This is a genomic window from Streptomyces sp. NPDC042364 (assembly GCF_056437585.1).
On the sequence record NZ_JBWKAJ010000017.1, the window covers coordinates 136204 to 157010 of the forward strand.

Consider the following 20807-nt stretch of genomic DNA (forward strand, 5'->3'; position numbering starts at 1 on the left):
GGGAGAAACGTGATGCGACAAGGCAACAACCGTCACCGATGGCGCACACCGATCGCGATGGCCATCACCCTCTTGCTCGCCGCCGCCGGCATCAGCGGCATCGGACTGACGTCCGCCGCCGCGGCCGAGGCCCCCTCCGTCGCCCCGAGCGCCGGATGCGGCAAGCCCCCCACGCTGTCGAGTGGTCCACGCTCGATCCAGAGCAGCGGCAGGACACGGAACTACATCCTGAGAGTGCCCGCCAACTACGACAACAACCGACCGTACCGACTGGTCTTCGGTTTCCACTGGAACGGCGGCACCGCCAATGACGTCGACTCGGGCGGAACCAGCGGATACTCCTGGTCGTACTACGGCCTGCGGGCGATCTCGAACGACAGCGCGATCTTCGTCGCGCCGCAGGGCCTCGGAAATGGCTGGGCCAATTCCAACGGCGAGGATCTGACCTTCGTGGACGACATGGTCAGGCAGATCGACGCGGGCCTGTGTGTCGACACGAACCAGCGCTTCGCCGGAGGCTTCAGCTACGGCGGCGGCATGAGTTTCGCACTCGCGTGCGCCCGGCCGACCGTGTTCCGCGCGGTCGCCGTCTACGCGGGCGGACAGTTGAGCGGGTGCAACGGCGGTACCCAGCCGGTCGCGTACATCGGACTGCACGGCTTGCGGGACCCGGTGCTCCCGATCGCCACGGGGCGTTCGCTGCGTGACAGGTTCGTGCGGAACAACGGCTGCACCGCCCAGAACCCGCCGGAGCCGGCACGGGGCAGCCTCACGCATGTCGTCACGACCTACTCGGGGTGCCGCGCCGGCTATCCCGTGGCATGGGCCGCGTTCGACGCGGGTCATACGCCCGGTCCCGTCGATGGATCGGCCGGCGACTACGAGCCCGGGGAGAGGTCGTGGACCCGGGCGGTGGTGTGGAACTTCTTCACCCAGTTCGACGGCTCGACGCCCAACCCGCCGGACCCGACCACGTTCCGGCTGCGCAACGAGGGTGCGGGCCGGTGCCTGGACGTCAACGGCGCCAACGCGGCCAACGGCACACCGATGATCGTCTGGGACTGCCACGGCAACGCCAACCAGCAGTTCACCCAGAACGGTCAGGCGCTGCAGGTGCTGGGCAAGTGCCTGAACGTTCCTGCCGACGCCGCCGCCGGCACGCGGGTCCAGATCCAGGACTGCAACGGTGGCGCCAACCAGCAGTGGGCCCTCAACGGCAACGGCACGATCCGCAATGCTCAGAACGGCTTGTGCCTGGATGTCAACGGCGCGGGCACCGCCAACGGCTCCGCGGTCGTCCTGTGGAGCTGTCACGACGGCGCCAACCAGCGTTGGGCGCGTACGTAGACACACGAGGGAAGGGCCACCCGACACCGCGCGGTGTCGGGTGGCCCTTCCGGCGTGTCGCGTCAGCTCAGGGCAGGGTCCATTTCTGGTTGGCCCCGCCGTGGCAGGACCACAGGTGCACCAGGGTGCCGTCCGCGGAGCCCCCGCCCGACACGTCCAGGCACTTGCCCGACTGCGGGTTCCGCAGCGACCCGTCCGTGGCCGCCTGCCAGTTCTGGTTGGCACCACCGTTGCAGGACCACAGCACGACTCTCGCCCCGTCCGCCGTACCGCCACCGCTGACATCCAGGCACTTGCCCAGCGCCTTGACCGTCGACCCCGGCGTCACCGTCCACTGCTGCCTCGCCGACCCCGTACAGGACGAGATCTGCACCGCCGTCCCGTCCGCGGAACCGCCGTCACGGACATCCAGGCACTTGCCCGCGACCCCCACGATCGGACCCGCGCCGGGGGTGGGGGCCGGGTTGCCGCCCAGCTCCTTGATCCGGACGTTGCGGAACGACACGTCGTCCCCCGTGCCGTGGTTCTGGATGCCGACGTGGCCGGCGAGCGAGCGGGCGGGGTTGGTGTTGGTGAAGTCATTGATCTTCACGCCGTTGAGCCACACCTGGAGCCGCTCGCCCTCCACCAGCACTTCGAAGGTGTTCCACTCGCCCGGTGGGTTGAGCGCCGCGTCACGGGCGGCCGTGTCCGGGGCCTTGACGGCGTAGATCGAGCCGGTCGTGCGGTCGGGCGCGTCGGTGGCGTCGATCTGGACCTCGTAGCCGGTGTCCAGTGCCGACTGCGGGTCGTTCGTCGGTGGGAAGCCCACGACCACACCGGAGTTGTCGTCGCCGGGCATCTTCCAGTCCAGCTTCAGCGAGTAGTTGGTGAACTGCTTGGCGCTGTACCAGAGCATGCCCATGCCGCCGTACGAGGCGAGGGTGGCGTCCGCGTTGGTGAAGCCGCCCGGACCGGCCTGCGACCAGCCGGTGGTCGAGCCGTTGTAGAGGGTCGTATAGCCGGTCTCGGGCCGGCAGTCGGCCTTGGTCCGGCCCGCCGCGTACCGGATGCCGCCGAGCAGGTGCGCCCGGAACGCCGGCTCCGCGTACGACGCCTGACTGTGCCCGCCGCCGGTGTAGAAGGCCCGGCCGCCCGAGACGGTCTTGCACCAGCTGTGCGGGTGATCGGCACCCATCGAGCCGCCCGAGTACGACGACTCGTCCAGCGTGGTGAGCACGTGCGCGGTGGTGCGGGGGTTGGTCCGGAAGTTGTACCACTCGTCGGTGCGGGTCCAGGTCTGCGGCAGGTGGGCGGTCGCCGCGTGCGCCCGCCCCTCCACCTTGACGTTGGCCTGCTGGACAGCGGGGTGCGAGGCGAAGTAGGCGCCGACCAGATCGCCGTAGAACGGCCAGTTGTACTCCGTGTCCGCGGCCGAGTGGACGCCGACGAAGCCGCCGCCCGAGCCGATGTACGACTGGAACGCCGACTGCTGGGCGTCGTTGAGGACGTCGCCGGTGGTGTTGAGGAAGACCACCGCCTCGTAGCGGCTCAGATTGCCGGTGGTGAACTGGTTGCCGTCCTCCGTGGCCGTGACCGTGAAACTGTTCGCCGCGCCGAGGTCGCGGATGGCCTGGATCCCCGCCGGGATCGAGTCGTGCCGGAAACCCGCCGTCCTGGAGAACACGAGGACGTCGTAGGCCGTGTCCGCGGCATGGACGGGGCGGGGCTGTCCGAGGAGGACCAGGGTGGCGAGTGCCGTGGCCGCCCCACCGAGCAGGGTTCGGAGTTGTCTGCGCATGTGCGTCGCTCCCTTCTTGGTGACCGGCATCAGGGCAGGCTCCATTTCTGGTTGGCGCCGCCGTGGCAGGTCCACAGATGGACAGGGGTGCCGTCCGCGGAGCCCCCGCCCGACACGTCCAGGCACTTGCCCGACTGCGGATTCCGCAGCGACCCGTCCTGGGACGTCTGCCAGTTCTGGTTGGCCCCGCCGTTGCAGGACCACAACTGGACCCTCGCCCCGTCCGCCGTGCTGTTGCCGCTGACGTCCAGGCACTTGCCCAACGCCTTGACCGTCGAGCCCGGCGTCACCGTCCACTGCTGCCTCGCCGACCCCGTACAGGACGAGATCTGCACCGCCGTCCCGTCCGCCGAACCGCCGTCACGGACATCCAGACACTTGCCCGCGACCCCCACGATCGGACCCGCGGACGGGCCTTCGCCGGTGTCGAAGGTGAACGCGTCGACGTCGAAGAGGAATCCTGAGCCGCCGGTGAAGGTCAGGTAGAGCGTGGTGGTGCCGGCCGGTGCACCGGAGATCGAGCCGCGCACGGTGGTGAAGTTCGTCCACGAGCCGGTGACCGGGACGGTTGCGGAGCCGAGGACGGTGCCGGTCGGCGAGCCGGCCCGGACCTGCAACGTGCCGCCCGCGCCGGCTGACGACACCCGGGCACTGAACGACGTGGCGTTGTTCAGCCTGTACGGCTCGAACGCGATCCAGTCGCCGTTCTCGATGTCGCCGACGGACTTGCCGCCCTCGGCGGTCGACTTGTCCAAGGTGGTGACGCCGGACGACGTCTTGTAGTGCTCGGCCTGCCGGTGCTTCGGCTGCAGGATGTGCTGCGTGTGCGTGGTGAGCCCGTCGTTGTCGGTGTACTCGGCGTCGAAGACCCCGAAGATGTTCGCCGCGTCGTCGTGCTCGCCGTCGACCGGGATGGTGAGCGTGCCGGAGCAACCGGTCTTCGAGGTGATCGGGTGGCCGTGGCCGTCGTGACCGACGATGTACGTCATCTTGACCTTGGCGCAGTCGACGGTGCCGTCCTCCGGGTCCGTCACGGTGATACTGAACGGCACGGTGTCGCCGAAGGCGAAGATCTCCCCCGCGGCGGGTCTGTCGATGGTCACGGTCGGCGCCGTGTTGCCGACCGTGATCCGCACGTCGGCGGTGCCGGTGGCACCCTGCGGGTCGCGCACGGTCAGCCTGGCGGTGTAGTCGCCGTTCGTGTCGTACGTCTTCGTCGGGTTGGCGGCGGTGGAGGTGGTGCCGTCACCGAAGCTCCACGCATAGGTCAGCGCCCCGCCCTCGGGATCGGACGAGCCGGCCGAGGAGAAGGTCACGGTCAGCGGTGCCGTGCCGGAGGTCCGGTCGGCGCCGGCCACCGCCGTGGGCGCGCGGTTGCCGACGCCGACGTAGTCGAAGCGGTACAGGGCGGAGTTCTGGTCGCCCTGGTAATAACCGGTGCCGTAGTCCAGCACGTAGTAGGAGCCGTCCGGGCCGAAGGCCGAGTCGATCACCTGCTTGCCGGTCCAGGGGAAGCTGTCGATGGTGCCCGGGGAGCCGTCGGCGTTGAGGTGGATCGGCTTGATCCAGCCGCGGCCGAACTCCGTGGCGAAGAACTGCCCGTCGAAGGACTGCGGGAACTTCGTGGGCGAGTTGACGTCGGGGTCGTACCGGTACACCGGGCCCGCCATCGGCGACTCCGAGCCGCCGCCGAACGCCGGCGGGCTGCCGGCGTCGCCGCCGTAACGGATCCAGGCGGCCTTGGCGGGGGGCAGCGTGCTCAAGCCGGTGTTGCGGGGGGAGTTGTTCGTCGGCCCGCCGGAGCAGTTGTACTTCGCGCCTGCCGCGTTGGTGGCGAAGTCCCACTCGGCGTACGTCTCGGAGCCGGCATTCGTGCCGGTGCAGTACGGCCAGCCGTAGAAGCCGGGGCCGGTGACGCGGTTGAACTCGACCTGGCCCTGCGGCCCGCGCGCCGAGGTGGCGCCGGCGTCGGGGCCGTAGTCGCCGACGTAGACGATGCCGGTGGCCTTGTCCACGCTCATCCGGAACGGGTTGCGCAGGCCCATCGCGTAGATCTCCGGCCGGGTCCTGGCCGTGCCGGGCGGGAACATGTTGCCTGCGGGGATCGAGTACGTCCCGTTCTCGTTCACCTTGATCCGTAAGATCTTGCCGCGCAGGTCGTTGGTGTTGGCGGCGGTGCGCTGCGCGTCGAACGCGGGGTTGCGGTTGGTCCGCTCGTCGAGCGGGGCATAGCCGGCGGACTCGAACGGGTTGGTGTCGTCGCCCGTGGACAGGTACAGGTTGCCCGCCGCGTCGAAGTCGATGTCTCCGCCGGCGTGGCAGCAGATGCCTCGGTCGGCCGCCACATCGAGGATGTCCACTTTGCTGGACTGGTTGAGCGTGAAGTCGGCGTTGAGCGTGAACCGGGAAAGCCGGTTCACGCCCTGCCACGCCGACCAGTTACCGCCGGTGGTCGGTGCGTCGCCTCCTGGTGTGGAGAGCGGCGGGGCGTAGTAGAGGTAGATGTGCCGGTTGGTGGCGAAACCCGGGTCGATGCCGATGCCCTGCAGGCCGTCCTCGTCGTGCGAGTACACGGGGATGGTGCCGATCACCGTGGTGGTGCCGCCCGCATCCGTGCGGCGCACGGTCCCGTTGCGGGCGGTATGCAGCACGGACCGGTCGGCGAGGACGGCCAGCGACATCGGCTCACCGACCTCCGCGACCCCGCGGGCCAGTTGGACCTGCTGGAAGTCGGCGGCGTTGATCGGGTGCGCCGAGGCCGGGGTCGCACCGGACAAGGTCGCGACGAGAGCGGCCGCGACCAGGAGCAGAGCCGATCCGATGGCCGGCCAACGCGCGGCTGCGACCCTCCCGATTAACATGAACATGACAATGCAGTCCCTCCTGGACAGGTGGTTGCCAAGCCTGGGACGCGCGCTGCCGCGCCCATGCCGTAGCGGGATGTCGCCGCTTCGGCCCGCCAGGTGCGCTTCAGCAGGCCACTACGCCGAGCGGGGGCAACAGCTCGGAAACAGGAGAAGTCGATGGCTACCGCGCTGCCGGGTCACATCGACGACCGTGATGGTCCGCCGACAAGGCTAGAGACTTCAGCCCACTGCGTCCACACTTCCCTCAGGACCAGCCGGGCTTTCGGTCTGTGGTGGAGAAGGGTCACGAAGGGCCCGAGCGCTGTCAGGACTTGGAGCCGTCCCCATCCCGGATGGGCGGGACGCAGACGGGTGCGTGATCGCCGCCGCCCGCCCCGACAACCCGGCCGGGCATCACCCTGTGGTATCAGCGTTGCGGCTTCAGCACGCATGGCAGCGCGGGCCGTTGCCGCTGTACCACCAACAGACGAAGAACCTGCCGGTGTCGTACTCGCCGAAGATGCCGGGCTTCTTCCAGGACGCGGATCAAGGGCGCCTGGCCTGGACGCATACCCGCCAGGCGCCCTTCGCGGCGCACGTCCGATCCGCGATGCCGCCACCAGGACACGCGCACCTACGCCCATGCCGCTTCACCAGTGATTCCGTCGACGCGGCAGTCTGCCGCGTCGGCGACGGCCGAGCCCGCCCGGTCAAAGGGGAGCGCAGGCCGTGGTGACGGAAGTGGAGCCGTGGCCGGCCCGGGCCGACGGCGCCTTGTACAGCGGCGGTTGGGGGGACGGGCGGTCAAGGGCCGGGACGCGCGGGCGGGTCGCCCCGGCGCCAAGAGCGGGCGGGCCGTCCGGGACGGCTTGGTGGTCGCCCAGGTCAGGGGTGTCCTGCGCGGTCCAGGTGCCCGTCGTCGCCGTCGGTTCGGACCAGGTCCGGGCGGCGGTGCGTTGGAGCCGGGTGACCGCGACGACGGCGAGAGCCGCGCGGAGTGTGCACAGGCCGCGCAGTCCGTCGAGGCGCTGGCCGGTGAGCAGGCCGATCCGCTGCAGGCGGCGGTCCAGCGTGTTGCGGTGGATGCCCAGCCGCTCACACGCACGGTGACGGACGCCGTCGGCGGCGATGAAGGCGGTCAGGGTCTCCCAGAGAACGGGCTGCTCGTCCAACGGCTCGACCATTTCGAGAAGCCGCTCGGAAACGGCCGGGGTCTCCGTCGCGCTGTACTCGACCAGGACGTCGTCGAGTCCGTACACCCCGGGCGGGCACTCAAGGGCCAGAAGCGTGGCGCAGATACCGTCGGCGACCGACACCCCGCCCTCCTCGGGGGCCACCCGCCCGCCCGGTGCGCCGAGACCGGGCCCCTGCCAGTGGACGGCGATCCAGACGTCGCCGGGAAGGTCCTTGTGGGCTTCGCGGGCGAGGGAGACGGCCTCCTCCTGGTCTGCGGCCCGCAGCAGGACGTGTGCTCCTTCGTCGGACGTCGGCACCACCGTCACGGCGAGACCGCGGAAGACCCGTTCGATGTCGGCGATCGTGCACGACAGAGCTCGTACGGCCAGCACCGCGCGGGCCTCCTCGGGAGTCTCCCGGGTGCGTTGCGCGAGCGACCGGCGGGGAGGCTCCGGGTCCTCGCCCCCGATCCCCACCTCGAAGAAGCCGCAGTTCAACTCGCGGCCCACCAACCGGCCGGCGTCGCCCAGCCGCAGCACCATCACCTCGTGCATCAGAGCGTCCTGGTCATGGGCTCCGACCGTGCACCGGTTGATGAGCCGGCGGGTCATACCGCTCACCATCGCGAGCAGTTCGTCGAGGGACCGGCCGCCGCGCGCCCACGCCCGGCCCTCCGCGCGGATGCGCGCCGCGCTCTGCCAGCTCCACTCGCCCTGGCCGGACACGACCTCGGTCAAGGCCGAGAAGATTTCCCACCGGACTCTACGGAGCACTTCGTCGGCATCCTCGTTCCCCTCCGACTCGAAGAGTGGGTGAAGGTCAGGTGTCGCCCCCGCGTGTGTGGTCATGTCAGGCAGGAAAGTGTACGAACATCAGAGGTACATCAAAGTCCGCTCAGAGCGCGATCGGAATACGATCCACTGGATCATCCCTGTGCCATCATGACGGCGACAGCACTTATCCCGTTCCTCGATTCCGCCGGCAGATCTCGACAGCAATGGGTTTACCGACTTCATGGTACGCATACGATGATCCAGAGCGACAGGTCCTCGAAAACGACCGTGCTCGTCGTGGAGGACGAGTCCAGCATCGCCTCCATGCTCACCATGGCGTTGCAGTTCCTCGGGTTCGAGGTGGTCACCGCCGCCCGGGGAAGCGAAGCGCTCGCCCTGGCGACCAGCCGTGCCCCCGACGTCGTTCTGCTCGACGTCGTCCTGCCCGACATGGACGGATTCGAGGTCTGCCGGGGCCTTCGTGGCGCCGGTGTCAACGCCCCCGTCCTCTTCGTGACCGCCCGGGACGCCGTCGCGGACAAGGTCCGTGGACTCGAACTCGCCGACGACTACGTCACCAAGCCGTTCGACCTCCACGAGGTGGTGGCCCGGATCCGGGCCGTCATGCGCCGCGGCCGTGAGCTGACGCCGGCCAACGACCGCAGGCTGCGCGCCGGTTGGGTGGAACTGGACCAGGACACTCGTGAGGTCTGGCGGCACGGCCAGCCCGTGCAGCTGTCGTCGACGGAATTCGCGTTACTGCGCTACCTCCTGGAGAACGCCGACCAGGTGATCTCCAAGGCGCAGATGCTCGACAACGTGTGGAGCTACGACTTCCGGGGCGAGTCCGGAATCGTCGAGACCTATATCTACTATCTGCGGCGCAAACTGGGCGACACCGACCAAACGCTGATCCACACCGTGCGCGGGGCAGGCTATCTGGTGCGCTCGGCACCTCCCGGAAATCTCACGGAGGACTGACGATGTCCACCGCCGAGTGCCCCACCGGGAGCGGACGAGGCGACCGGGGGGCCCCGTTCCTTCCGGCCCCCGTCAAGCCCCTCGTCCGCAGGCTCGCCTGGGGTTTCCTCGTCATCGCCGCCCTCGGCGTGCTCGGTTCCGACGTCTACTACGTGTGGGCCGTGTCGGACCACCTCCGGAAACGCACCGACCAGCAGATCGTCCAGAGCCACCGCTTCCGGATGGAGGCGCTGCGTGCCGGGCGGAGCTGGTACCCGGAACGGGGCGAGTCCGCGTCCATGGTGACCGACTCCCGGGGTGTCGTCCGCCTGTCGACCGGGCCCCCCTCCCTTCTCCGAAGTCTTCCGACGTCGGCGGCGCTGTTGCGCGACCGGGACGGGGTCGAGCCTCCCCTGCCGGTACCGGGCCGAGCCGCTCGGGCCGTCGTGGACCGCCTGCCGGACGGCGGATATCTGGTGACCGCACGGTCGACGGCCTCGGAGGAGGCGACCGTGCGGACACTGGTCGGCATCGAGACCGTCACCGGCATTCCGCTGATCCTGGCGCTGGCCCTGGGGGCCGTGTGGAGCAGTCGCCGGGCCCTCACCGGCATGCGCGAGATGTCGGCCGACGCCCGGCGCATCGCGGAAGGCAGCGAGGAGCCCTCGGAGCGCGTCCCGGTGGCGACGCAGCCGCTGCGCGAGCTGCGGAGCACCGCCGACACGTACAACTACCTGTTGCGGCGCATCGAGGAGGCCTCACTGCGCCGCCGGCAGGAGGAGAGCAGACTGTGCGAACTCGTCGACGCCGCCAGTCATGAGCTGCGCACCCCCCTCACCACCATCACCGGCTACGCGCAACTGGCCCTGCTCCGGGGGCTGGACGACCCTCGGCGGCTGGACGAGGCCATGGGGCACGTCCAGAAGGAGACCCGGCGTCTGAACAGCCTGGTCGAGGACATGCTGCTGCTGGCCCGGCTGGGGCACGGCAACATGCTCGAACAGTGTCCGGTGGACCTGGCCCAGCTCTGCGTGCAGGCGGTGAACCGGGCCCGGGTGCCCGGCGCCCGGCGCACGCTGCGGTGCGTGGTGGGGTCCTTTCCGCACTGGGTGGAGGGCGACCGGCGAAGGCTGGAGCAGGCGATCGACAGCCTGCTCTCCAACGTGCTGGCCCACACTCCCGAGGAGGCCGCGGCCCAGGTCCGGCTGAGGTGGCACGGTGACCGCCATGTCATCGACGTCATCGACGACGGGCCGGGGGTCGCGGAAACCGTCCGGGACCGGATCTTCGAGCCGTTCTTCCGCGCGTCGAGATCCGAGCCCACGGATGCGGACCCGCCTCGCCCTCCGGGACGCGGGCTGGGGTTGAGCGTGGCGGCGGCGGTGGTCGCCGCTCACGGCGGTTCCATCGGTCTCGAACCCTCCGAGCGGGGAGCGTGGTTCCGCGTCAGCCTGCCCGCCGCCCCGGACCTCGACGCCACGTCTGCAAAGGCGCCGCAGTGAGCCGCGGGGGTGGCTCGGCACACGAACCCGGGCGGTGTCAAGCACCTCGGGGAAAACTGGGGATTCACCTACACTCACGCGCGTGAGTTGATCACGCCCGCACCCGTTCCACACACTCCGGCCGTGTTCGCGCAGACCGACGGCACGTGTGCCGAGGCCAAGGCGCTTCCCGCGCGTACGACAGCCGTTGATCAGTGCTTTTCTCTCCGCCCCCACAGCGCCGTCAGGCGGGGGTGTCGTCCGCGCGGCCGCGCCGGAGCACCCGTGGAACCGCCCGTCGCGGCCAAGGAGCCGTCCGCGCTCCACTCCGGCGGCCCACCGGCACCCGTCCCGTGCCACCCGTCCCCACCTGGTTCGACCTTCCTGGCGACATCAACAACACGTAGTGAGGCTCTGGGTAGCGAAGACTTGCCGACCGGAGAGGGCCCTTGGGTATCGTGCCGCCAAGCAAGCCTTTTTCACGTCACGTTGGCGCAGCACACCCTGATCGGGCGGTGAGGTGTATCTCCGGGAGACCTACGAGGAGACCGCGGTGTCGGCGCCTCGCCCAGTGAACTCTGCTCGGGTCCTGCACGGATGTGCGGCGGTCGGGGCCTTGTCCCTCACGGTCCTCCTCTTCGTCCTGTCCACCGGGCCGACGCCGGGCGGAGGGCAGCCGCCTCCGGTCAGGCCGGCCAAGACGTACACGACGGCGCTCCACCCTGTCGCCGCCGTCGGCCGGGACGACCGGTCCGCAGTGGTCATCGGCGTCGCATACCGAGGGGCGATGACGGCATCGCCCGCGTCCCTGCGCGCCCCCGGTTCCTCGGCGGCGTTGAAGCTGGCGCTGCTCCTGCTGCCGCTGCTGGGGGCGATCGGGCTCAGCGCCCGGATACACCGGGACCGCAGCGCCCGGCGCAAGTCCGAGCAGCGTGTGATGGCGTTCGTCGCGACCGCGTGCCACGAGTTACGCACCCCGCTCACCGCCATCTCCGGCTACGTCCAGTTGGCCCGGCTCGGCGGACTGGCCGATCTGGAGAAGTTCGACCTGGTCATGGACCGTATGACGGACGAGACACGCCGGATGTCCGCACTCCTGGACGAGTTGATGCTCCTCGCCAGGCTGGACCTCGGCCAGCCACTGGCCAGTGAGCCGGTCAACCTCGCGCAGCTGTGCCGGGAAGCGGTGGCCGACGCCCAGGCCTGTTCCCCCCACCACCCCATCCGGCTCACGATCCTCCCCGGCACCCACGCGGTCACCGGTGACCGGGACCGTCTCTACCAGGCGATCGCCAACCTGCTGGCGAACGTGCGGCATCACACGCCCCACGGCACGCGCACCGCTCTGGGGCTGGGCACCGAGGACGGTTTCCGGGTGATCGAGGTGATCGACGACGGACCGGGCATCCCCGTCGCATTGCGCCGCTCGGCCTTCGAGCGGTTCGTCCACGGCGGGCGGGCGGCGGCGCACGCACCGGACACGGGCGGCGGGAACGGTCTGGGGCTGAGCGTCGTGGCCGCCATCGTCAACGCGCACGGCGGGACGGTGTCGCTGGAGCCCGGCCATCGGGGCGCGTGGTTCCGCATTCGGCTGCCCGCCTGAGCCGGCCGGGTCACCTGACTCCGCCGACCGAATTCCCGGGCGGCGCCGACCGGGTCAGGCGCGCGGGTAGGCGTCGCACGGACGGGCAAAGAGCCGTGGGCGGGACCGGCCCGCGCACGGGAAATTCCTTACACCCGGTCCTGCGGATATATGCCGCGAGATTGACTTGAATATGCTAGGCGATTCACCAGTCTTGTTCCTTTCACACCCGATCCACATCGACGCGAATTGGATGAACCGGACGCAATGCACGCCCCAGCAGGTAATTCCGGTCTTTCTCAGGCACCGCCCTCGCACCGGACTGAGCATTCCGGCCACTGCATCCTTCCCATGACATACATACCGACAGGGAGTATCGGCTACAATCCAGAGCGTTGTGCGCACAATTGTGAACCGGGAACAGGACACTGAAAGCCGCCTACAAAGCGGTGAGCGCGTTGCGCCCGCCACCCCTGGGCCACCGTGACCTCCAGCCTCCCCTTATGCGGTTACGCCCACCGCGCGGCTCCGCTCCCCTCCCCGCCGTCCCGCACAGAACATTCGGTGGCCCCCGTGAACCTCACCTCGGCCATACCGGCCCCTCGATCGCCGCGCAAGGGTGACATCCCGGCCGAACCCCTCCTGCTGGGCAGGTCCACCTTGCTCTCGGCGCTGATCCACCACATCCCCCGGCCAGACTCCGGCCCTCCCCCCGGCGTGGTGCTGACCGGACCGACCGGAATAGGCCGCAGCGCGTTACTGGCAGCCTTCTGCGGCCTCGCGGGGGCGTCGGCTTCCGTGCTGCGGGCCGGCCCTCCGGACGGCACCTGGTGCGACGGGGCCGGTGCCGTGCAGAACGAGACGGCACTCGCCCGGTCGCCGCTCGGCGACCGCCCTCTGTCGTGCCATCAGCTTCACGAGACGGTGGTGGAGCTCTGCCGGCGCGGACCCGTGGTGCTGGCCATGGACGACGCTCACCTGCCCCGCCCGCAGTCGCTGCGCGCGCTCGACTACGTCCTGCGCAGATCCGTCGGACTGCCCCTGATGCCGGTGATCACGGTGTCCCCCGTTCCCGAGCCGCCCGCCCTCGCCTCCCTGCTCACCCACCACACCTGGACCGCTTGGGAGTTGAGGCCCCTCACCGGCGCCGAGATCACCGAACTGCTCGCACAGAGGCTGGGACACGAACCCTGCGCCGCACTGTCGCGCGCGTGCCGGGAGCAGTCCGGAGGCATACCCTCCGCGGTCCACGCGTTCATCGCACGGTACCTCGGCGCGGCCTGGGCGAAGGGCGAGGAGCCGGGGGCGGACCGCACGACGCCGCGGAGCGCCGGACCGCTGCCCTCCTCCGCCTCCGCAGTCCTGTCCGCGGTGGCCGTACTCGGTTGTGCCGAACCGGAGTTGGTCAGCGAGCTGATCCGTCTTCCGCTGCCGGCCGTCCGACGGGCGCTGGACCATCTCGCCGAACGCCGGATCCTGCCGCTCGACGGCGCGCGAGCCGGGTCCGGCGGCCCCGCCGACGAAGTACCGGCCGGCCTGTCGAGCGATGAACTCATTCCGCTGTACGCCCGCGCGGCCCGGCTGCTGGAGGACGCCGGCCGCCCGCCGACCCAAGTGGCACGCGTCCTCCTGCGGATCCGGTACGGGGCCGCACCGTGGATGCTGGAGACTCTCTACAGCGCCGCCCTGGCCGCCGACTCCCCGAGCGCCGCCGTACGGTACCTCTCCCACGCGCTGGACATCGGCGGCGGTGAGAACGAGAACACCCGCACGCTGCGCCGGATCAGGGCCCTGCTGGCCGACACCCTCAGCACCGTCGAGCCGGAGCTGGCCGTCCACCACCTCAGCGTGCTCCTGGCGAGCAGCACCGACGGACACGAACTCGCCGAACTGGCCCTGCGGTACGCCGACACGCTCGTCCTGCTCGGCCGCGGGGACGAGGCGGCCGTACTGCTCGCCGGCGTGCTGGACCGCCGGCCCGGTCCCGCACAGGTCACCGTTCCGCTGGAGTCGCGCGCCGCTTTGGAATCCGCCCTCCTGCTCAGCGGAGCACTGGACCCGCGGACCATGCACTGGGTGAAGGAGCGCCCCCGGACATCGAGTGAGCCCGGCGACAACAATCCCGGCAACCGTCGGCTGCGGCTGGCCCACGCCGCGCTGTCGGCGCTCAGCGGCCGTCCCGTGTCCGAGCACCCCGGTCTCGTCGTCGGCGCCTCGGGCACCTCGCTGGACGACCTGTCGTTCATCGCCTCCGCCGTGGTCGCGGGCCTCGCCGACGACAGCACCACGGCCCTCGGCACGCTCGACCGCCTTCTCGGCAACCCGCTGCGCGGGGAACTCGGCCCGAGCCGGATCCAGGCCCTCACGGTCCGGGCTCTGGTGCTGGCCGCGACGGGCGACCTGCCCGCGGCCGAACGGGACAGCCGACAGGCCCTGGAACTCGAACGCCGACGCGGCGACAGCCCGGCGGTCATGTCCGCCGTCGTCTTCGCCTACATCCTCGCCCAGCGCGGCAGCATCGCCACCGCCGCGACGGTCCTCGCCCAGGTCGGCGGATCCGATGTGCGACGGCTGTCCTACGTCCAGCCCCTTCACCGGTGGGCGACGGCGGCCGTGCGACGCGCGCACGGCGACCTGCGCGGGGCACTGATAGCACTGCGCGCCAGCGGCAGGGCGCTGGGCCCGGAGAGCCCCGAGTCCCCGCTGGTGCTGCCGTGGTGGCTGGAGACCGCCGACCTGCTGGCGGAGCTGGGCCGTCCGGCCGAGGCACGGCAGGTCGCCGCCCACGCGGCAACACGTGTCACCCGTTCCGACACCCCGCGCGGCGCCGGACTGGCGCTACTGGCCCGCGGGCTGGCCACCCCGGGCCGCGCGGGACACCGGCTCCTCGACGACGCCTGCGCGCGACTGGCCGAATCCCCCGCGCGATTGCTGCGGGCACGCGCCGAGTACGCGCTGGGGGCCGCCCTGCTCGACGCCGGCGACCCCTTGGCCGCCCGGCCCCGGCTGCGGACCGCGCTGGACCTGATGCTCGGGTGCGGGGCGGGCAACGCCGCGACCGGCATCCGGGTCCGGCTCGCGGAGGCGGGCGGGCGGCCCCGTCAGCTCAGCGGCCGCCCGAAGGACGCCTTGACGGCACGGGAGCGCAGAGTCGCCGCCCTGGCGATGGCCGGCCACTCCAACCGGGAGATAGCCGAGACGCTCTACATCACCCGGCGCACGGTGGAACTGCACCTGACCCACGCCTATCAGAAGCTCGGCGTGAGCGGCCGGGAGGATCTCGTGGGCGTCCTGCGGGCCGCCTCCGGAACCCCCGAGCCCCGGGCCGGTGACGAGGAGCGATGAACACCACACCGGAGCGCCTGACGGCGTCCTCCAGTCCTTTCCGGCTCAAGCTGGCCACCCTGGACGGATTCACGCCGCTGTACGGCCGTGAAACCGAGCAGGCGGTGCTGCTCCGCATGATGAACCGACTCGCCCTCGGGCATCCCGCCGTGACCGTGATCCACGGCGTCCCGGGCTCCGGACGCAGCCGCCTGCTGCGACGCGGCATGGCCTTCGCAAGGGCCGCGGGTGTGCACGTGCTGAGCGCGCTGGGCACCGCCCCGTCCTCGCCCGCCCCGTACTCCTTCGTGGGACAACTGCGGCCGAGCCGCTGTCCGGCGGGCGGTTCGGCCCTCGCCGGGGAGCCGTCCGCGCAGGACTCCTTACCGGCGTGGTGCCGCTCCCTGATGGCGGCCGCGCACCGGCCCACACTGATCGCCCTGGACGACGTCCAGTGGGCGGACCCGGAATCGGTGCAGGTAGTCGCGGGTCTGCTGCGGAGACTGGGCTCGGCGCCGCTCGGGGTGCTGCTGACCGTCACCAGTGCCCACGGCGAGTTCCCCGACGCCTGCGCCGAACTCCTGGACCAGGCGGCCGCGTCGCCCGACGGCCGCGGGCTGCTGCTGGAACTCGGACCGCTCGGCGCGCCCGCGGTCCACGCCCTGTACACCGCGTCGGAGCTGCCCGTCCCCCCGACGTCGGAGGACGTCTGGTGGGACGGTGTCAGCCGCCTCACCGGCGGCAGTCCCTGGGTGATCATGCGTTCCATGGACGCCTTGCGACGCGATCCCGCCCTGGTGTCCTCCGTCGGCCTGTGGGCGGCGCTCTCCCAGGAGACCGACGCCGCGCACCGGGACCGGGCGACCGAGTCGGCCGCCAAGCTGCCCGAGCGCCCGCTCGCGCTGCTCCGCGGTCTGGCGGTCGGCCAGGGGCTGTTACCGGTGGAACGGGTCGCCGCTCTGGTGGGACTGGACGAAGCCGAAGTGGTGGGCACCCTGAGGACACTGCGGGTACAGGGCCTCATCGACGCCGGTGATCCGCCGCGGCTGAGGATGACGGGCTCCACGGCAGGTCTGCTGACCGGCCTGGCGGCCGACGAACGCAAGCGGCTGCACGCGGAGGCGGCCCGCTGGGCGCACCGCTGTGACGCCGACGACGAAGCGCTGGCCGCGCTGCTGCTGAACACCGTGCCACTGGGCGAGCCCTGGGTGCCGCCGGTGCTGCGGCGTGCCGCCCGCCTCCTGCTCTCGCGCGGCCGGCACGCCGAGGCGGCCGCGCTGCTGGAGCGGGCGTTGCGCGAGCCGCTGGACCCCGCGGAGCGCGCGGAAGTGCTCCTGGAAGCCGCCGAGTCGTACACCATGACCGCGCCCGAGGCCGCGGACCGCAGGCTCGCGGAACTGTTGTGCGGCACGCAGGCGCGGCCGCGCGTGCGCGCGGCCGCCGAGGATCTCCTGGCCGGCCGGCTCGCCTCCCATGCCATGCTGCCGGTGTCGTTCAGGACGTGCTGCACGTCGCCGGCGGAGACCCCGGGGACGGAGGGCCGGAACCGGCCGGGGAACGCCCTGCACGCCGGGTCTGGCGCGGCATCCGGTGCCCAGTCGGCCGTCGACGGTGAGCCCGGTTCCGCTGTCGGTTCGGCCGACCTCGCCGCGCGGGTGTGGCGGCTGACGGTGCGGGGTCACGACGCGGCCGCGGTGCGGGCGATGTGTCTGGAGGCCCTGCGGGCGCCGCTCGACGACGCACTGCTCCCCCGGTTCGCCGTCTGCTGCGCGTTGTCCGTCGCGGACGCCCATGACACCGCGCGCGACGCCCTCGACGTCGCGCTCGCCGAGGCGGGACGCCGCCGCAGCCCCGCGCTGGTGGTGTGGGGGCGCCTGCTGCGCGCCCAGCTCAGCCTTCAGGCCGGTGACCCGGACACCGCCCTGCACGACCTCGCGTCCTGCCGTTCCCTGGCGTCGGCCGAGGTGTGGGATCCCACGCGGTTCTCCCTTCTGCGGTCATTGGAGATCCGCCTCCTGGTGGCGCGGGAGCGGTACGCGGAGGCCGACCGGCTGGCCCGCCAGGAGGTGGAGCCCGGGGCCGAGGAGAGTGACGCCTGGATCCATCTGCTGTACGCCCGCGCTCAGTTGTACCTCTGCCAAGGGCGTCCCCGGCAGGCGCTGGGCGAGGCCGAGGAGTGCGGGCGGCGTATGTCGGCCCGTGGGTGGGCCAACCCGGGGCTGGTGGCCTGGCGCTCGCTGGCGGCCCTGGCCCACCTGGGCTGTGGTGCGAACGACCGGGCGGCGGAGCTGTTCGCGGAGGAGTCACGGCTGGCCAGGCGGTGGGGCACCGACTCCGCCGTGGCCTGGGCCGATGTGCGCCGTGCCTTCGGCTCCCCGGCGCCGGAGGCGGCACGGCTGAGCGAGCACGCTGTGCGCCGGCTGGGCCCCACAGCCGCGTCCCGGCGATACGTGCGGACCGTGGTCGCCCGGGAGGCTGCCGGGGCGCGTCGCGGGGCACGGGCGGAGACCGCCTCACCCGGATCGGGCAACCAGGACGGCGGGACTCCGATGGGCCCATGATCGCGCGCACCCCACGCCTCGCATCCAACCCCCCTCAAGCTTCATCACACCGTGCAAGGAGGCCGCTGGCATGCTGCTCGAGCGGCAGAACGAACTGAAGGCGGCGGCGGACGCCCTCCGGCGCGCCGCACACGGCAACGGATCCATGGTCGTGATCAGCGGGCCGCCCGGCATCGGCAAGTCCGCGGTCCTGTCGGAGATCGCCGAACTCGCCGTGCGCCTGACCGACGGCCCGACAACGGGGTCGGCGGCGCTTCCCCGGCCCCTGGTGATGCGTGCCTACGCCGCCCCCGCGGAACGCTCCTTCGCTCTCGGTGTCACCCGGCAGCTACTGGAACCCGTCGTCAAGTCCGGTGCGCTGGTGGGTCGATGGGGCTCGGGGCCGGCGCGGCCCGCGCTGGCCTTCCTCCATGGCGACCCGGAGTCGCCCCGGCAGCACACCACGACGACGGTGCGGGCCCTGTTGTCCCTGGTGGAGAACATGAGCCAGGACCGCACTCCGGTCCTCCTCATCGATGATCTGCACTGGGCGGACGAAGGCACCCTGGACTGGCTGGACCAGTTGGTGCGGCAGGTGCCCCACCGGGGAATCCTGGTCGCCGCGACGGTCTGTGAGGGGGAGCCCGCCGCGGAGCCGCCCGGGCTCCCTCCGATCGCCGCCGCCGAGCACACGCTGTTCCCGGCCCCGCTCGGCGCGGCGTCGGTCGACGCGATGATCCTGCAGCGCCTGGGTGTACCGGGCGACCCGAAGTTCACGGCCGTCTGTCACGACGTCACGCGCGGGAATCCCCTGCACCTCGTGTCGCTGCTCCAGGAATGCCAGTCCCGCGGCATCGCCCCGGTGGCGGCCGGGGCCGCCGAGGTGGCCACGCTGGTGCCACCGGCGTTGCGTCGGCGGCTGACGCTGAGTCTTCAGGAACAGCCGGCCTCCGTCCTGGCCGTGGCGCGTGCGTTGCAGGTTCTCGGCGACGGTACGGACCCGCAGGTGGTGGGCGAGTTGGCCGGGCTGGACCGGGTGGACCTGGAGGCCGGTCTCGCGCGGCTGCGCCGGCTGACGCTGGTCGTCCGTGAGGGCTCCACGCTCAGACTGGCGCATCGGGCGGTGCACCAGGTGATCGAGGACGGCATGCCGCCGGGCGAACGCAACCGTCTGCACCTGGGTGCCGCCGCACTGCTGCGCTACCGGGGCAGCACGCCCGAGCGGGTGGCCGGCCATCTCCTCGCCAGCACCGTGCCGTTGGACGACGAGTCGGTGGTGGCGCTGCGCCACGCCGCCGATGCCGCGGTGCGGCGCGGCGCCCCGGAAACGGCGGCACGCTATCTGCGCCGGGCGCTGCTCGACCTTCCACCGCACGGCGAGGAGCGAGCCGTGCTGCTGGTGGAACTGGCGACCGCGGAGCGCAGTTTCGCGCCGTCGGTGGCCGTGCGGCACATCACCCAGGCGCTCCCTCTGCTGCCCGACGCCCGAGCCCGCGCGGAGGCGCTGCTGACCCTCACCCCGGTGGCGACGGGTGCCACACTGCTGTCGCTCGGGGACGCGATGCGGCAGGCGGCACGGGAACTGACCGCCACGCAGGTACGGGCGGACGACCACGGTCTGCTGGAGCTGCGCATGGAGGCCCGTCTCCATCACCTCTGCGACCTCGACCCGTCGGTGATCGCGTCGGCCGCGCACCGGCTGGCCGAGCTGGGCACGCGAGCGTCGATGACGCACCCGGGGGAGCGGGAGCTGCTGATGGCACTGACGTACACCGCGGCGGTCTCCACCACGCTGCCCGCCGCTCAGGTGAGCGCCCTCGCGGGCCGGGTCAGGGAACACGAGCCGGCGAGCGCGGCCCACGTGCACACCATGCTTCCGCTGATGGTGCCGGTCGCGGTGACCGCGGACTCGGTCACGGGACTGATGTCCTGGCTGGACACCGCCCTGGCCGACGCGGAACGCCGGGGCGGCCGGCTGGAGCAGTCGGTGGTGCTCAGCGAACAGGCTCTGGTCCTGCTCGCCCAGGGCAGGCTGGCGGCCGCGCGGGAACGGGCGGTGCGGGCCCTCGCTGTGTCCGGCCCCGAGGAGGCGAGCACGCTCTCGATCATCGCCTCGGTCATGGTGGCGCTGCGGACCCGCGAGCCGGAGCTGGTCGAGGCGCTGCCGGAGCGGATCCGCGGGGTGCACGAGAACTGTGTGCTCGCCGGACTGCTCACCATGATGCGGGGCATGCAGGCGGAGCGGCGGCATGAGCCGGGCATGGCCGTGGAGCACTTCCTCGACGCCGAATACGCCCTGGACCGGGTCGGCTGGCGCAATCCGGTGCTGGCGCCGTCCGCGTACTGGGCGGCACGCGCGCTGCACCGCATGGGCGAGTCCGAGCGGGCCGAGCAGTTGTCCGAGCGGCACCTGGAGCAGGCCAGGGCATGGGGTGCCCCGGCGAGTTTGGGGCGCGCCCTGGCGCTCCACGCCGCCGTGACGGGCGGGCCCTCGGCGGCGAGGTGGCTGCGTGAGGCCGCCGGGGTGCTGGAGGAGTCCGGTGATCTGCTCACGCGGGCGTCGGTCCTGCTGCGGCTCGCGGAGGCGGTGGCACCACGTCATGCCGCGGAGGCGCAGGCGGCGCTGCGCACGTCGTACGAGCTGGCCGTGGAGTGCGGAGCCGCGCGGATCGGGGCCCGCGCCCAGGAGATGCTGGGCCCGGAGGCGGTGGGCGTTCCGACCCGGGGGCGGCTGACGTCGACCGAGCGGATGGTGGCGCAGATGGCCGTGGAGGGGCTGACGAACCAGGCCATCGCGGATGCGCTCGGGGTCTCCCGGCGGGCCGTGGAGAAGCATCTGACCAACTGCTACCGCAAGATGTCGACCTCCGGCCGTTCCGGGCTGGCGAGCGCGCTCGAGGACGCGGGTCTGTACGAGCCGGGGGACGCGTCGACTCGGCCTGTGGAGGCGATCCGCCCTCAGGGAGCGGCCTGACGGCGGGGCCGGCCGGAGGTCGCC

The 20807-nt window shown here is 71.5% G+C and carries 10 protein-coding genes; 7 read left to right on the top strand and 3 right to left on the bottom strand.

The features are described 5' to 3' along the window. Positions 1-57 precede the first annotated feature (57 nt). Positions 58-1347 carry a ricin-type beta-trefoil lectin domain protein gene (locus AC067N_RS28880; RefSeq protein WP_478681806.1) on the top strand — a complete coding sequence of 430 codons (1290 nt, stop codon included), beginning with the start codon at positions 58-60 and terminating at the stop codon, positions 1345-1347. Between the two features lie 67 nt (positions 1348-1414). Here AC067N_RS28880 and AC067N_RS28885 read toward each other — a convergent pair whose 3' ends face one another. The 3 genes from AC067N_RS28885 to AC067N_RS28895 all read right to left on the bottom strand — a co-directional run bounded on the left by AC067N_RS28885 (position 1415) and on the right by AC067N_RS28895 (position 7886). Then, complete coding sequence (locus AC067N_RS28885) at positions 1415-3127, bottom strand: lectin (RefSeq protein WP_478681835.1); 1713 nt, start codon at positions 3125-3127, stop codon at positions 1415-1417. Positions 3128-3156: 29 nt separating this feature from the next. After that, complete coding sequence (locus tag AC067N_RS28890; protein ID WP_478681807.1) at positions 3157-5994, bottom strand: carbohydrate-binding protein; 2838 nt, start codon at positions 5992-5994, stop codon at positions 3157-3159. A 689-nt stretch (positions 5995-6683) separates the two neighbouring features. After that, positions 6684-7886 carry a PucR family transcriptional regulator gene (locus AC067N_RS28895; protein ID WP_478681808.1) on the bottom strand — a complete coding sequence of 401 codons (1203 nt, stop codon included), beginning with the start codon at positions 7884-7886 and terminating at the stop codon, positions 6684-6686. Between the two features lie 291 nt (positions 7887-8177). Here AC067N_RS28895 and AC067N_RS28900 point away from each other — a divergent pair, with 291 nt between their 5' ends. From AC067N_RS28900 to AC067N_RS28925, 6 genes are all read left to right on the top strand, one after another. After that, positions 8178-8903 (top strand): response regulator transcription factor, encoded by a 726-nt coding sequence (locus AC067N_RS28900; protein ID WP_478681809.1) that lies wholly within the window; start codon positions 8178-8180, stop codon positions 8901-8903. Between the two features lie 2 nt (positions 8904-8905). Beyond that, entirely contained in the window at positions 8906-10384 is a 1479-nt protein-coding gene (locus tag AC067N_RS28905) for a sensor histidine kinase (protein ID WP_478681810.1), read from the top strand. A 766-nt stretch (positions 10385-11150) separates the two neighbouring features. Further along, positions 11151-11966: a sensor histidine kinase gene (locus AC067N_RS28910; RefSeq protein ID WP_478681811.1), complete on the top strand. Its 816-nt coding sequence runs from the start codon at positions 11151-11153 to the stop codon at positions 11964-11966. A 552-nt stretch (positions 11967-12518) separates the two neighbouring features. Then, positions 12519-15290 carry a helix-turn-helix transcriptional regulator gene (locus AC067N_RS28915; protein ID WP_478681812.1) on the top strand — a complete coding sequence of 924 codons (2772 nt, stop codon included), beginning with the start codon at positions 12519-12521 and terminating at the stop codon, positions 15288-15290. Beyond that, positions 15287-17830: an AAA family ATPase gene (locus tag AC067N_RS28920; protein ID WP_478681813.1), complete on the top strand. Its 2544-nt coding sequence runs from the start codon at positions 15287-15289 to the stop codon at positions 17828-17830. The genes AC067N_RS28915 and AC067N_RS28920 overlap by 4 nt, the downstream gene beginning before the upstream one ends. Positions 17831-17900: 70 nt before the next feature. Beyond that, positions 17901-20783 carry an ATP-binding protein gene (locus AC067N_RS28925; RefSeq protein ID WP_478681814.1) on the top strand — a complete coding sequence of 961 codons (2883 nt, stop codon included), beginning with the start codon at positions 17901-17903 and terminating at the stop codon, positions 20781-20783. Positions 20784-20807: the final 24 nt, after the last annotated feature.